At 70.7% G+C, this 13,115-nt stretch carries 12 protein-coding genes; 8 read left to right on the top strand and 4 right to left on the bottom strand.

Features of this window, described 5'->3' with window-relative positions; translation table 11 throughout:
* Positions 1–353 precede the first annotated feature (353 nt).
* Positions 354–1,037 carry a VC0807 family protein gene (locus ACIP6N_RS21895; RefSeq protein ID WP_401817760.1) on the bottom strand — a complete coding sequence of 228 codons (684 nt, stop codon included), beginning with the start codon at positions 1,035–1,037 and terminating at the stop codon, positions 354–356.
* A gap of 152 nt (positions 1,038–1,189) precedes the next feature.
* Between ACIP6N_RS21895 and ACIP6N_RS21890 the strand changes: the two genes are divergently transcribed.
* The 3 genes from ACIP6N_RS21890 (at position 1,190) to ACIP6N_RS21880 (ending at position 2,223) form a co-directional block, all read left to right on the top strand.
* Positions 1,190–1,825, top strand: coding sequence for a TetR/AcrR family transcriptional regulator (locus ACIP6N_RS21890; protein ID WP_401817757.1), 636 nt, complete (start codon positions 1,190–1,192; stop codon positions 1,823–1,825).
* A 129-nt stretch (positions 1,826–1,954) separates the two neighbouring features.
* Positions 1,955–2,101, top strand: coding sequence for a hypothetical protein (locus tag ACIP6N_RS21885; protein ID WP_401817755.1), 147 nt, complete (start codon positions 1,955–1,957; stop codon positions 2,099–2,101).
* Positions 2,098–2,223 carry a hypothetical protein gene (locus ACIP6N_RS21880; protein ID WP_401817754.1) on the top strand — a complete coding sequence of 42 codons (126 nt, stop codon included), beginning with the start codon at positions 2,098–2,100 and terminating at the stop codon, positions 2,221–2,223. The genes ACIP6N_RS21885 and ACIP6N_RS21880 overlap by 4 nt, the downstream gene beginning before the upstream one ends.
* Before the next feature lie 273 nt (positions 2,224–2,496).
* On the opposite strand, the gene ACIP6N_RS21875 is transcribed toward ACIP6N_RS21880, so the two are convergent.
* Positions 2,497–4,641 carry a protein kinase gene (locus ACIP6N_RS21875; RefSeq protein ID WP_401817752.1) on the bottom strand — a complete coding sequence of 715 codons (2,145 nt, stop codon included), beginning with the start codon at positions 4,639–4,641 and terminating at the stop codon, positions 2,497–2,499.
* 186 nt (positions 4,642–4,827) lie between these two features.
* Positions 4,828–5,466, bottom strand: coding sequence for an HD domain-containing protein (locus ACIP6N_RS21870; RefSeq protein WP_401817750.1), 639 nt, complete (start codon positions 5,464–5,466; stop codon positions 4,828–4,830).
* A 249-nt stretch (positions 5,467–5,715) separates the two neighbouring features.
* On the opposite strand from ACIP6N_RS21870, the gene ACIP6N_RS21865 reads away from it, so the two are divergent.
* The 4 genes from ACIP6N_RS21865 to ACIP6N_RS21850 all read left to right on the top strand — a co-directional run bounded on the left by ACIP6N_RS21865 (position 5,716) and on the right by ACIP6N_RS21850 (position 11,327).
* The gene (locus tag ACIP6N_RS21865; protein WP_401817747.1) at positions 5,716–7,077 is read left to right on the top strand and encodes an aspartate aminotransferase family protein; all 1,362 of its coding nucleotides are present in this window, start codon (positions 5,716–5,718) and stop codon (positions 7,075–7,077) included.
* A 156-nt stretch (positions 7,078–7,233) separates the two neighbouring features.
* A complete protein-coding gene (locus ACIP6N_RS21860; protein ID WP_401817745.1) occupies positions 7,234–7,923 on the top strand; it encodes a GntR family transcriptional regulator in 690 nt (229 codons plus the stop codon).
* Positions 7,920–10,466: a glycosyltransferase gene (locus tag ACIP6N_RS21855; RefSeq protein ID WP_401817742.1), complete on the top strand. Its 2,547-nt coding sequence runs from the start codon at positions 7,920–7,922 to the stop codon at positions 10,464–10,466. Before ACIP6N_RS21860 ends, ACIP6N_RS21855 begins: the two co-directional genes overlap by 4 nt.
* 210 nt (positions 10,467–10,676) lie before the next feature.
* On the top strand, positions 10,677–11,327 hold the full coding sequence (locus tag ACIP6N_RS21850; RefSeq protein WP_401817898.1) for a hypothetical protein: 651 nt from the start codon (positions 10,677–10,679) through the stop codon (positions 11,325–11,327).
* A 213-nt stretch (positions 11,328–11,540) separates the two neighbouring features.
* Here ACIP6N_RS21850 and ACIP6N_RS21845 read toward each other — a convergent pair whose 3' ends face one another.
* On the bottom strand, positions 11,541–12,356 hold the full coding sequence (locus ACIP6N_RS21845; protein WP_401817739.1) for an SLATT domain-containing protein: 816 nt from the start codon (positions 12,354–12,356) through the stop codon (positions 11,541–11,543).
* Between the two features lie 373 nt (positions 12,357–12,729).
* Here ACIP6N_RS21845 and ACIP6N_RS21840 point away from each other — a divergent pair, with 373 nt between their 5' ends.
* The gene (locus ACIP6N_RS21840; RefSeq protein ID WP_401817896.1) at positions 12,730–13,065 is read left to right on the top strand and encodes a YbaB/EbfC family nucleoid-associated protein; all 336 of its coding nucleotides are present in this window, start codon (positions 12,730–12,732) and stop codon (positions 13,063–13,065) included.
* The last annotated feature ends 50 nt before the right edge of the window (positions 13,066–13,115 follow it).

Below are 13,115 nucleotides of genomic sequence, written 5' to 3'. Positions count from 1 at the left end.
CAGGAACGGACGAACTTGGGCGGGAGACCGACGCCCCGGGGGACCGAGTTCCCGGGGGGCGGACCGTCCGGCCGAGGGTCACGCTGAGGGTTCCCTCGGGGCGGCTCGGGCCGCGGTGAGGTGGGCACGGTGGCGCCGGCCCTGCCGTCGGGCTCACGGGCCGGGGCATGCGGCCTGATGCCGGTGGCCGGTGGCCTGGTGTTGCTGGGGTTTGCGGCCTGGGAGCGGGCCCGTGGTCGGCCGCTGGTCTTGGTGCGTGCGGAGATTGGGCCGGGCCGAGACTTCTGGCTTGGTGTCGTGCTGGACTGGGCTTGAGGTGCGGTGTTGCGTGGTCGCGCGAGTTGTCGGGAGGCTCAGGCCGCTGACTCGGCAGGGGCCTGAGTCGCTGACTCGGCCCGCTCGCGGGCTTCACCGGCGCGGCGGCCGTAGCTGCCGCTCCATGTCATCAGCGTGACCAGCGCGACTCCGGTCAGAACGGGGGACAGCGCGTTGGCGGTGTTCAAAGGGACGGTCATTACCAGCACGATCCGGGAAGCCGCCTCGATCAGCATGCCCACACCCCAGACCAGCGTCATGACGTTCATGCAGCGCCTGAACAGTGGGGACGACCAGGACTGATTCCACTCGGCGACCAGAGCGGGATCGTTGTCCTGCGTCGCGAACGGACGCACCAGGTAGAACATCAGCGGCCTGGCGGCCAGCATGCTCACGAGCAGGGCTGTGCCGAAGGCGCCGGTGTAGAAGGAGTCCTTGGCGACGCCGAATTGCGGATTGCCCGTGATGCCGGTGAGTGCCGCGCCGATGGCTATCCCGCCGATGACCGACAGCGAGACCGCGTTCACCTTCCTGGTCACCGCGAGCGTCAGCCCGGTCCAGACTCCGCCGGCCGCGATGGAGATCAGGGACACCTGCATGAGCGTCAGCCCGAATCGACCCTGAAGCCCGAAGTAGACGACCGGGGTCAGCGCGACGTCGATCAGGAGCTGGAGCATCCACGGCAGCCGGTGTCCGGTGCTGGAGGTGCGCGCTGCGGCCATGTCCGTATCCATTCATCGGATGGTGGTGGCCGCTGAACAGGCCACCTGGTGACAAATAAAAGGAGACCACAAACTCAATTGAGACGCAAGTATCAGTTGATGGTGGAAGCTCAACGGAGACTCCAAGCTCAGGTGGCTGGTAGGGTCTGGGTGTGTCTGCTACCCCAAAACCCCAGGTCAGCCTGCGAGAGCTGAAGAAGCAACGCGCGAAAACCGCCCTTGAGCAGGCCGCCTTCGACTTGTTCGCCCGCCAGGGATACGACGAGACGACTGTCGATCAGATCGCAGCCACCGCCGAGGTGTCGCGGGCCAGCTTCTTCCGCTACTTCAGCGCCAAGGAAGACGTCCTGAACAGCGACGATGATCGGCGCCGCGAACGATTCATGGCGGCTTTCGCCGCACGCCCGGACGACGCGCCCGTCCTCACCGCCGTGCGCGACGCGGCCCACACGTACACCGGCGGTCTGGACGAAGAGGCGCAGGCCCGCAGCGTCACCTACTTTCAGGTGCTCGTCAGCTCGCGCATGCTTCTGGGCCGCGCGTACGAGATCCGGATCCGCTGGCTTCAGGAGCTGGAGGCGGAACTGCACCGCCGCCTCGCGGACCGCGCCGACGCCGGCACCCTTGTCCCGATGCTCGCCGCCGTCACGCTGGGCGTCCTGGAAACGGCGCTGCGCCTGGCCGTCACCGAACCGGACAGCGACATCGAGGCCTTCATCAACCAGGGCTTCGCGCTTGTCAGCCTGCCGGAGGGGGGCGCGTGGGCTGAGCCGGGTCACGGCGGCTGAGCCGGGTGGCGTGGGCTGAGCCGGGTGGGTGCGGGTTCAGGCAGAGGGGTTTCGGGGTGGGCTCCGGCCTGCGCCGGACGCGACGCCAGGGTGGTGTTGTCGTGGTCGAGCGCGCCGGGCCTCCGCACCATGAGCGATGACGGCTGCGCCGTGGTCATCGCCACCCACAACGACGCCGTCCGGGACCGCTGCGACACCGTACTGACGGTCGGAAGTACGACGGAGCCGAGAGCTGTCGAGCCCGTCGAGCCCATCAAGAACAAGGAGCACGCATGAAGATCAGTCTCGCCTGGGCTGTCCCGCTCGGGACAGTCGTCCTTGCAGCCGTCGCGGTCTTCGCCGTCTACGGCACACACGCGTTCACCCTCGCGGGTCGGGTGGCTGAAACGGTCTTCTGACGGGACGCCATGGCCGTCAACCTCCCCACCGTTGACGCCTGATCACGTGACTCGGAGGGCCCGGCTGTCGGCAGAACTGCCTGCCGCACGACCTCCCGCAGCCCGGCGGGAGGTCGCGTGCCGCGTCCGCACCTGGCACGTCGACGGCACCGGCACGCTCATTCATGACCTGCTGCGGTGAAGGTGCCCGAGCGCAACAGGCGATGAGTGGTCCGCCGCGGGTGGCCCTGGAAAACCAGAGCCTCACGCGCCTTCCGGGTCGCACTCCCGCCCTCAGTCCGACCTCGTGTACGTCAGTGCCTCGCCGCTCGTTGTTACCCGGCGCAGGCTGTTGCCGTTGTCGAGGATCGTCAGCCGGGTGGGTGTGCCCGGGGTGCAGGAGGACATCGGTTCGCCGGTGGTGACGGTGGAGGGGCCGATTTCCAGTGGTGTGCCCGGTGCCGGGACGGATGTGAGCGGCGCTTCGAAGACGCAGTGGTAGCTGGTGCCTCCGCCCGACGGCGGGCCGTCCGCTGTCAGCGAGAGGACGGTCTCGCCCACATCCCCCTGCTTGATGACCAGTTGACGAGTGCTGGAGCCCTGCGCGGTGTCGACGCTGCCCGTCCACGTGCCCAGGTAGTCCGAGGGTACGGCCCCTTGTTCTTCCGACGGTGACGCGGACGGCGAAGGAGACGGTGAAGACGCCGGAGGGACTTCGTCCTCGGCCGGGGGCTTCGGCGTGGCGTCGCTGCTCGCCCGCGTCGCCTTGTCGTCCTTGGTGCCGTCGCTGCCCATGAAGGCGTAGACCAAGCCGCCCGCGCCGATCGCGACGATCGCTGCCACGACGATCAGGGCGATGGTGCCACGGGACCTGCGCGGCTCCGACGGCTCGGGCAGGGGCGGCTGGCCGTACGGGGACGGAGAGCCGGGCGGCGGGGTCTGACCGTACGGGGGAGGCGTCTGGCCGTACAGCGCCGGCGCGCCGCCGTAACCGGGTTGCGGATAGCCGTACCCGGGCTGGGGGTAGCCGTACGCGGGCGCAGGGCCGGGTGCCGGATACGGGTAACCGTACGCCGGCGCCCCGGACGTCGGTCCTTGCGGCGGCGTTCCTTGCGCAGGGCCCCGGGGAGGAGCCTGTGCGGGCCCGGTGCCCGGGGCAGGTATCTGCGCGGGCGTCGGTGCCTGCGCCTGTGTCCGGGAAGGTTCCTGTGCCTGAACCGGTGCCGGGGTCTGCGCCTGATCCGGCGCGATCGTCGGCCGCGGCGCCCGGCCCGGCCGACCTGCCTGTTCGCCCGGCCCCGCCTGGCCCGCGGGCAGTGCCCGAGGTGTCCGCGGCTGCTTCGGCGGCGCCGGAACAGCCCTCAGTGTCATCGTGTCGGCCGTCGGCGCGGCCGTCGGCGCGTCAGCCGGCGCCGCTGTTTTTGCCGCTGCCGCTCCGGGACCGAGCGCCTTCGCCTGTGACGCCGGGACCTTCCGCGTCAGCAACTGCGTCGTGTGATCGCCCAGTTGAGCCAACAGCCCGGCGGGAAGCCATGGTTCGGCCCCCGCCTTGCCCCCGGCCCCCGCCTTGCTCCCCGCTCCCGCCGCGGCCTCCGCCGCGGCCACATCCCCGACCATCGCCAGGATGTCGTTCGTAGTAGGTCGCGCCGCCGGGTCCTTGAACAGGCAGCCGCGCACCAACTCGACCAGCCCTGGCGGTACTTCGGACAGGTTCGCGGCCTCCTGCGCCACACTGCCGGCCGCGCCGAACGGCAGTCGTCCCGTAGCCGCGTACACCAGCACCGAGCCCAGGCAGAACACGTCGCCCGCGGCCGTCACCCGTTCTCCGCTCAGCTGCTCCGGGGCCATGAAGCCAGGAGAGCCCATCGCGCCGCCCGGCTGGCCCAGACCTCCGTCGGCGCTTTCCACCGCCCGGGCGATCCCGAAGTCGATGACGCGCGGTCCGCCGGCCGTCACGAGGACGTTGGACGGCTTCAGGTCACGGTGGATGAGCCCCGTGGCATGGATGTCCTGGAGTGCGTGCGCGAGGCCGGCCGCGAGAATGCGTACGGAACGCTCAGGCAGCGGCCCATGACCTCCGGCACCGGCCGACGGCCCGGCGCCGGACGCGCCGCCTCCCGCCCCGCCCGAAATCACGTCCCGCAGTGTCGGTCCCGCGATGTAACCGGTCGCCAGCCACGGCACATCCGCTTCCGTGTCCGCGTCGACGACCGGCGCCGTCCACCTGCCGCTCACGCGCCGTGCCGCCGCCACCTCCTGCCGGAAACGGCTGCGGAAGCGGTCCTGGTCGGCCAGTTCCTTGCGGATCAGCCGGACCGCGACGGTACGGCCCTTGTCCGAGCGCGCCAGAAAGACCTGGCCCGACCCTCCCGCGCCCAAGCGCGCCAGCAGCCGGTAGGCGCCGATGAGTTGTGGATCTCCTGCTGCCAGCTTTTCCATGGCCGCGCGGCCCCTCCCGTACGTCAGAAAGCCTGAACCCCGCCTGCGCCCCGGAACCGGCACCACGGCCGGCGCCCCGGGGCTGCACCTCTGTCACGCCCTGGATCATCTCTCATGCCACGGACAGCGCGCACAGGCCCCGGCCCCGCCCGTCCCACGAGACCCCGTACGGGCTCGCGGGGAAGGTCACTCGGGCCATGCCGAGTTCTCGATGACGTCCACGAAGTCGGTCCGTACGAACCCCGGTGAGAAGCGCGCCAGGACATCCGCCTTCACGTTGCCGAAGGCGGTCTCGGGCCGGTGCTCGATCCCCTGCGTGAACGCCCGCAGGATCCGCCGCTTGAAGTCCGGGCGCGGATGCGCCGCCACGACGGCCGCTCTGACCTCGTCCGATACGTTGGTCAGACCCATCCCCAGGACGTCGAGCTCGACTCCGGCCGTCACCAGTGCGATCTCCGGCTCCATATGGGCCGGGATCCCGGGGGTCGTGTGCAGCGCGATCGCCGTCCAGACGACGCGCGCGCTGTCCTGCGGCAGACCGTGCCGCAGCAGGAAGTCCCTGGCCGCGTCGGCGCCGTCGAGCTCGAAACGCTGCCGCGAGGCGCGGTACCCCTCGGTCAGACCGAGGTCGTGGAACATCGCGCCGATGTAGAGCAGCTCGGGGTCGTACGACAGCTCGCGCCGCCGTCCCTGGAGCGAGCCGAAGAGGAAGACGCGGCGCGAGTGGTCGTACAGGAGAGGTCCCGCGGTGTCCCGGATCAGCTCGGTGGCTTCGGCGGCGAGGCCGCTGTCGGGGATCTCGATGCCTGCGATGCGTTCGGACATGACGGGGGAGTCCTTTCAAGGCGGGTCCACAGAGGCCGGACCGGTTACGGAAGTCGTCCCGGACGCGGCGGTCGGAGCTCCCCACCACTCTCCGGTCCCGTCCCCGTCCCCGCCGTGCGACGCGCCTGCACATGCCCGCCGGAAGGCCCACGGGAGCGCCCCCCCCCGCGGCCCTTGCCGGCCAAAGTGGCCCAGGCCATACGCCCCGGCCATACCGTCCCCCGCCGGCCCGTCTCTACCCTGGGCCGCATGAACCCTCATGTCGCCCCCGACCCGCAGACCGGCGCGGCCGTCAAGGCCGCCGACCGCGCGCACGTGTTCCACTCCTGGTCGGCCCAGGAACTGATCGATCCGCTCGCCGTCGCCGGCGCCGAGGGTTCGTACTTCTGGGACTACGACGGCAACCGCTACCTCGACTTCACCAGTGGCCTCGTCTTCACCAACATCGGCTATCAGCACCCCAAGGTTGTCGCCGCGATCCAGGAGCAGGCGGCCAGGCTCACCACCTTCGCGCCCGCCTTCGCCATCGATGTCCGCGCGGAGGCCGCGCGCCTCATCGCCGAGCGCACGCCCGGCGAACTCGACAAGATCTTCTTCACCAACGGCGGCGCCGAGGCCTCCGAGAACGCCGTCCGGATGGCCCGCGTCCACACCGGCCGCCCCAAGGTGCTCTCCGCGTACCGCTCGTACCACGGTGGTACGTCCACCGCGATCAACCTCACCGGCGACCCGCGCCGCTGGGCCTCGGACACGGGCGCGGCCGGCGTCGTGCACTTCTGGGCGCCGTTCCTCTACCGCTCGCCCTTCTACGCCTCGACGGAGGCGGAGGAGTGCGCCCGCGCGCTCGAACACCTCGAATCGACCATCGCCTTCGAGGGCCCTGCCACCATCGCGGCGATCATCCTGGAGACGATCCCCGGTACGGCCGGCATCATGACGCCGCCGCCCGGCTATCTCGCCGGAGTGCGCGAGATCTGCGACCGGTACGGGATCGTCTTCGTGCTGGACGAGGTGATGGCGGGATTCGGGCGTACGGGGAAGTGGTTCGCCGCGGAACACTTCGACGTCGTCCCGGATCTGCTGACCTTCGCCAAGGGCGTCAACTCGGGGTACGTACCGCTCGGCGGCGTCGCCATCTCCCCCGCCATCGCCGACACCTTCGCGACGCGTCCGTACCCCGGCGGGCTGACGTATTCAGGCCATCCGCTGGCATGCGCCGCCGCGGTCGCCACGATCACCGCGATGGCGGACGAGAAGATCGTCGAGCACGCCGCGCACATCGGCGAGACGGTTCTCGGCCCGGGGCTGCGCGAGCTGGCCGACCGCCATCCCTCCGTGGGCGAGGTTCGCGGGACGGGCGTCTTCTGGGCCCTGGACCTGGTCAAGAACAAGGAGACGCGCGAGCCGCTCGTGCCGTACAACGCGACCGGCGACGCGAACGCGCCCATGGCCGCCTTCGCCACGGCCTGCAAGAAGGGCGGTTTGTGGCCTTTCGTGAACATGAACCGTGCGCATGCCGTGCCCGCCTGCAACGTCAGCGAGGCGGAGGCGAAGGAGGGGCTGGCGATCCTGGACGCCGCGCTCACCGTCGCCGACGGACACACCGTGTGATCGCCGCGTAACGCATCCCGTACCCCTCGGGCGCGCGGGCCGGACGAGGCGGGCCGGATCCGGTCCGCCTCATCACCCGTAGCAACCAGTCAACCCCACCCCCTGGCTTAAGGTGTCGTGAACCGGACACCGGAGCCGGGACCGAGGGGACGGTAGATGCCCGCCAGCGGAGCTGTGACGCGCCATACGCTGCGGCAGCAGATCGCGGACGCGCTGCGCGACGAGGTGCTGGCCGGGCGCTTGCTGCCGCTGCGGGAGTTCACCGTCAAGCAGATCGCGGAGCAGTACGGCGTTTCCGCGACCCCCGTCAGGGAAGCGCTGGTCGATCTCTCCGCGCAGGGGCTGCTCGACTCCGATCAGCACCGCGGTTTCCGCGTCCACCAGTTCTCCGTCGATGACTTCCGCGGCATGGTCGAGGCGCGCTCGCTGATCATGGACGGCATCATCCGCAAGCTGGAGGAAGCGGGTGAGGGACCGGCGGGACGGCCGCACGGTGCCGCGCTGGTGTCGGTACGGCGCAGGGCCGAGGAGGCCACGCGGGCCGCTCGGGGCGGTGACCTCGACATCCTCATCGGGTACGACCTGCGGTTCTGGCGCGAGCTGGGCGGGATCGTGGCGAACCGTTACGTCGCCGACTTCCTGCACCGGATGCGCGTCCAGGCGTGGGTCTTCTCCGTGCCGTTCCTGCGCGGGGATCCGGACGGCGGTGAGTGGCTGTGGGGCGGACACGAGCGGCTGATCGAAGCGCTGACCCTCGCGGACACGGCGGCGGTGCGGGTGGTGGTCGGTGAGTACAACGACCACTCGCTGGAGTGGGCCGAGCGGCTGGAGAGTCCGGCACGGTGAACACGGGTGGTGAGAGAGCGGGTACGGCGACCGGCACGGCGAGCGTCGACCTGACCGTGGTCGTGCCGGCATACAACGAGGAGCGCAGGCTGCGCCCCACCCTGGACGCCATCTGCGCCTACCTGCGCGCGGATCCGGAGCGCTGGGGCGACTGGGAACTGCTCGTCGTGGACGACGGTTCGACGGACGGCACGGCCCGGATCGCCGAGGAGGCCGCCGCCGCCGAGCCCCGCGTCCGGCTGCTGACGAGCGACGGCAACCACGGCAAGGGTCACGCGCTGCGGCAGGGCGTGCTCGCCTCGTACGGCCGGCGCGTGCTGCTGACCGACGCGGACCTCGCGACCCCGATCGAAGAACTCGCCCTGCTCGACGCGCGGCTCACCGCGGACGGCACCGGCGCGGCGATCGGCTCGCGCGCCCATCCCGACGCGCGGATAGAGGTACGTCAGCGGCGGGTGCGCGAATGGCTGGGCCGCCTCGGCAACGGGCTCATCCGGCTCGTCGCGGTCGACGGCATCAGCGATACCCAGTGCGGCTTCAAGCTCTTCGACGGGGACCAGGCGCGCGCCGCCTTCGCCGACTCGCGCCTCGACGGCTGGGGCATCGACGTCGAGATACTGCGGTACTTCCGGCGCTCGCGCTGGCCGGTGACCGAGGTACCGGTGCGCTGGGCGCACCAAGCGGGCTCCAAGGTGCGGCCGTTGGACTACCTCGGCGTGCTGTCCGAGCTGATACGGCTCAGGGCGCGGCGGTTCTCGCTCGTGGACCGCGACCGGGAGCAAGGCCGCGACCGGGGCCGGAGCCGGGGCCGGCGTGCGGATCTCGTCGTGGCCGCGCTGTTCCTGCTCGCGTCCGTCGTCCTCTACAAGGGGCTGTGGGCCGGCCTCGGCCACGCGTACCTCGCCGACTCGGGGGCCGACCAGGACCAGTGGGAGTGGTTCTTCGCGGTCACCGCCGACAACGTCCACCAGCTGCGGAACCCGCTGTTCACCACGTTCCAGAACTTCCCCGACGGCGTGAACCTGATGGCGAACACCGTCATGCTCGGGCTCTCCGTCCCGCTGACGCCTGTCACGCTCGCGTTCGGTCCCGACGTCACCTGGGCGCTCGTCCTCACGCTCGGTCTGGCCGCGACCGCCGTGGCCTGGTACCGGCTGTTCGTACGCCGTCTCGTGAGCGACCGCAGGGCGGCGGCCCTCGGCGCGGCGCTGGCCGCGTTCGCGCCGCCGATGATGTCGCACGCCAACGCGCATCCCAACTTCCTTGTGCTCTTCATGATTCCGCTGATCATCGACCGGGCGCTGGCGCTCTGCGATGCCGGGCGCACGGGTCGTGGAGTCGCGCGGGACGGGACGCTGCTCGGCCTCGCCATGACGTACCAGATCTTCCTGGGCGAAGAACCGCTGCTGCTCGCCGTGATGGGGATGCTCCTCTTCGCGGCGGCGTACGCGGGCGTACGCCGTGCGGAGGCACGCGCGGCGCTGTGGCCCCTGGTGCGCGGGCTCGGATACGCGGCGCAGGTCTGTCTGCCGCTGCTCGCGTTTCCGCTGTACTGGCAGTTCTTCGGGCCGCAGAGCTACCACAGCGTGCTGCACGGCGACAGCGCGGGCAACAGCCCGCTGTCCTTCCTCCACTTCTCCGGCCGCGCGCTCCTCGGCGACGAGGCGACTGCCGATCCGCTCGCGCTGAACCGCACCGAGCAGAACGCCTTCTACGGCTGGCCGTTGACCGCCCTCGCCTTCGCGATGGTGGTGTGGCTGTGGCGTTCCGCCGTGGTGCGCGCGCTGGCCTTCACGGCGGTCGCGGCCGCGCTGCTCTCGCTGGGGCCGAAGATCCGTATCCCGTACACGGACGTGGTGCTGCCGGGCCCCTGGCGGCTGCTCGCGCACCAGCCGCTGTTCGAGTCGGTCATCGAGTCGCGGGTCGCGATGATCTGCGCGCCCGCGCTGGGCGCGCTGCTGGCGCTGACGGCGGACCGGCTGCTGGACCGCGAGACCGTCACGCTCCGGCGCACGCACCGGCTTGTGGGGTTCGCCGCGATCGCCCTGGCTCTGCTCCCGATCGTTCCGACGCCGATGCCGGTACGGGAGCGGCCGCAGATCCCGGCGTTCATCGCGGACGGCACGTACCGCTCGTACCTCTCGAAGGGCCAGTCCGTCGTGCCCGTTCCGCTGCCGGCTCCCGGCAGCGCGGAGGTACTGCACTGGCAGTCGGCGGCCGTGGTGGGGACCGGCCTCGACTTCTCCGTGCCCGGTGGCTACTTCAACGGGCCCTGGGGGCCGGACCGCATGGGCATCTACGGCGCCGCGCCCCGCTACACCTCGAACCTGTTCAAGGACGTACGCGACAGCGGCCAGGTCCCCGCCGTCACCGCCGACTGGCGGGCGCAGGCGCGCTTCGACCTCGACTACTGGAAGGCCGGGGTCGTGGTGCTCGCCCCGCAGCCCAATGACGCGGCGCTCTACGAACTGCTGGAGAAACTGTTCGAGCGCCCGGGGACATGGGTGGACGGCGTGTGGATCTGGGACCTGCCGAGCGGGTAAGGAAACGGGGGACAAGCGGGGCGAGAGCCGCGGTACGGAGCGAGGAGGAGCGGGCAAAGAGTGAGCGGACGCGGGCAGGGAGTGAGCGGGGGTGCTTCGGGGAACGCGTCTGACGTACTACTTCGCTGAACGTGCCCCTCGCATTACGCTGTCTTGACCATCGCGACCAGCGCGCGGACGCGTACGAACCGGTTGGAGAGCGAGCCTCCCTTGGCCTGTGACCTGTGGTTGGTCCCCCTCGTCGATGTGCTGTGCCACAGCCCCGACAATCCCTTCGCCGAAGAGATCGCCATCTACGACAAGGCGCTCGGCGACGCCGGGCTGCCGTCCGTCCCCGTCTTCGCCTATATGCCGGGCCTCTCGGGGGATGTCGCCCCGGTCGCCGGCTTCGACTACGACGCGCTGCACTTCCTGCGGCGCGCGTACCTGCTCCAGGTCTGCGGCCTCGCTGTGACGCCCGTCGGCGAACTGGGCGGTGACTACGAGCAGTTGCTGGAGATGTTCGAGTCGACGGCCCAGCAGTCGCACCTGGTCTGGCACTACGACCACGCGGGCGCGTACGTCCCCGTGGACTACGCCGCGCCCCTCTCCAACGACGAACTGCTCGAAGGCGGAGGCCCGTTGGGCTCCACCCAGGGGCTGCTGCGCGAACTGGAAATCGTCGGCCCGGCGATCGGTATCGACCCGGCCAACCCCCCGGCACCCCCGATCCCGCCGGAACACCCCACGTCCTTGGAGGAACCGGCGGGCCATGTCCCCTACGACGACAGCCCGTTCGCCCGTGAACGGCATGTATGGCTGGGCCTGCACGCGGCTGCCACCCGTAGCCTGGGGCAGGGCTCGATGATCATCTTCAGCTGACGGCCGGTGCACGGACGCGGTGTCCGGGCGCCGGCGCACGTCGGATGACGTGCGGCGCTGCTGTACGAGTGCTGCCGCGGACGCTGCTGTGCGGGCGCGCCGTACGTCAGTTGATGTGCGGACGCATATCCACGGCAGGCTGATCCACAGCAGGCTGATTCACGGCGACGAGGGCCGGCGCACGGTGGGTGCGCCGGCCCTCATGGCCGTCGGCTACCGAGGCTCCGGCGGCCTCTGACGTGGCATGTTCGGCCGGGCGCCGGGCGGGAAAGGGAAGCGGCCGGGCATCGCGCCGGTGCCTCCCGTACGCGTGCCGCCCATCGGCACGGACTGCATCACCAGCGGCGCGTGGCCCGAGTGGAACTCCGTCATCCAGTCCGCCGTCTCGGCCCGCACCAGCTCCGTCATCTCCTCCGTGAACTTCCGCAGCACGCCGAGGCACCGCTCCGCCGCCTCGCTCGCCGTGCCCTCCGTCGGGCCGAGGACCTCGCGTACGCATTCCGACGCCCAGTCGAACTGGAGCGTCTGGAGCCTGCGCTGGACCGCCTGTGCCGCCGCGACGGCCCGCATCCAGCCCGACGTGAGCCCGAAGTACTTGTCGCAGGCCAGACTCGCCGCGCCGAGCAGCAGCAAGAGGTATCCCCACCCCGACGCCCCGCCGAGCGCCCCGATCAGATCCAGCAGGGGCAGCGCCGCGCCCGAGACGATCCCGAGCGCCGTGGCGGCCCGCAGGACGCGGGCGTAACGGCGCTTGCGCGCGCGCTCCGCCAGGTACCAGCCGACGGTGCGCAGCGCACCCGTCTCCACCCACCGGTACAGCTCGTCGAGCCGTACGGCGGGCTCGCCCCAGTCTCCGAGGGGGAACGGCCCTCCGGTCAGATCGCCGCTCGGCGGGCCGCCCTCGCCGTACACGGCACCGGCGTTCGCGCCGGACAGGGGGCCGGCCCCCTCCTCCCGGGCGGTACCTCCCTCGTGGGCAGGCCCTCCGTCCCGGGAGGGGCCTCCGGGCTGCATCTCCGGCTGGCTCACCGGGGCCACTCCTCTGCGGTCTGCTGTAACTCTGTGTGACGGGGACTCGGTAGGGCGGGGCTTTGTGTGACCGGCGGGCCGCACGCATGTCCGCCCCGCTCGGGGCGCGCGTATGCCCGCGAGCTGCTGATCCGAACTGCTGATCCACGCCGCTGATCCGTACGTATACGCACGCACATGCACTTCCTACCGCCGAATGGTGGGCCATGCGTGCGGAATCACGCTTACTCCGCCCACATGGGGGCCGTGATCAGGTAGGGGAGTCGGCGGGTCTCACCCGAAAGAGTTGGTCCCCGCCGGGTGGGGCGAGGTGCGTGGGGACCACGTAGGCTCGCTGTACAGGAAAATTGTCGACGAAATGCCAGGAGTGACTGTGATTCCCGGTGGCGGGCAGCCCAATATGCAAGAGCTGCTTCAGCAGGCTCAGAAGATGCAGCAGGACCTCGCGCGTGCGCAGGAGGAGCTGGCGGCGACCGAGGTCGAAGGCCAGGCGGGCGGAGGCCTCGTGAGGGCCACCGTCAACGGCTCAGGTGAGCTGCGTGGCCTGGTCATCGACCCGAAGGCCGTCGACCCCGAAGACACCGAGACGCTGGCGGATCTCGTACTGGCCGCAGTGCAGGCGGCGAACGACAACGCGCAGCAGCTCCAGCAGGAAAAGCTGGGTCCGCTGGCCCAGGGCCTGGGCGGCATGCCGGGGCTGCCCTTCTGAAATCCGCTCTTCAAAGGTCGGCGCGGACCAACTACCGTACGACGGAGCAG

Origin of the sequence: Streptomyces sp. NPDC088725 (assembly GCF_044751305.1) — a bacterium.
In the GTDB taxonomy this organism is placed as follows: Bacteria; Actinomycetota; Actinomycetes; order Streptomycetales; family Streptomycetaceae; genus Streptomyces.
This window is presented reverse-complemented; position numbering and strand designations above follow the sequence as displayed.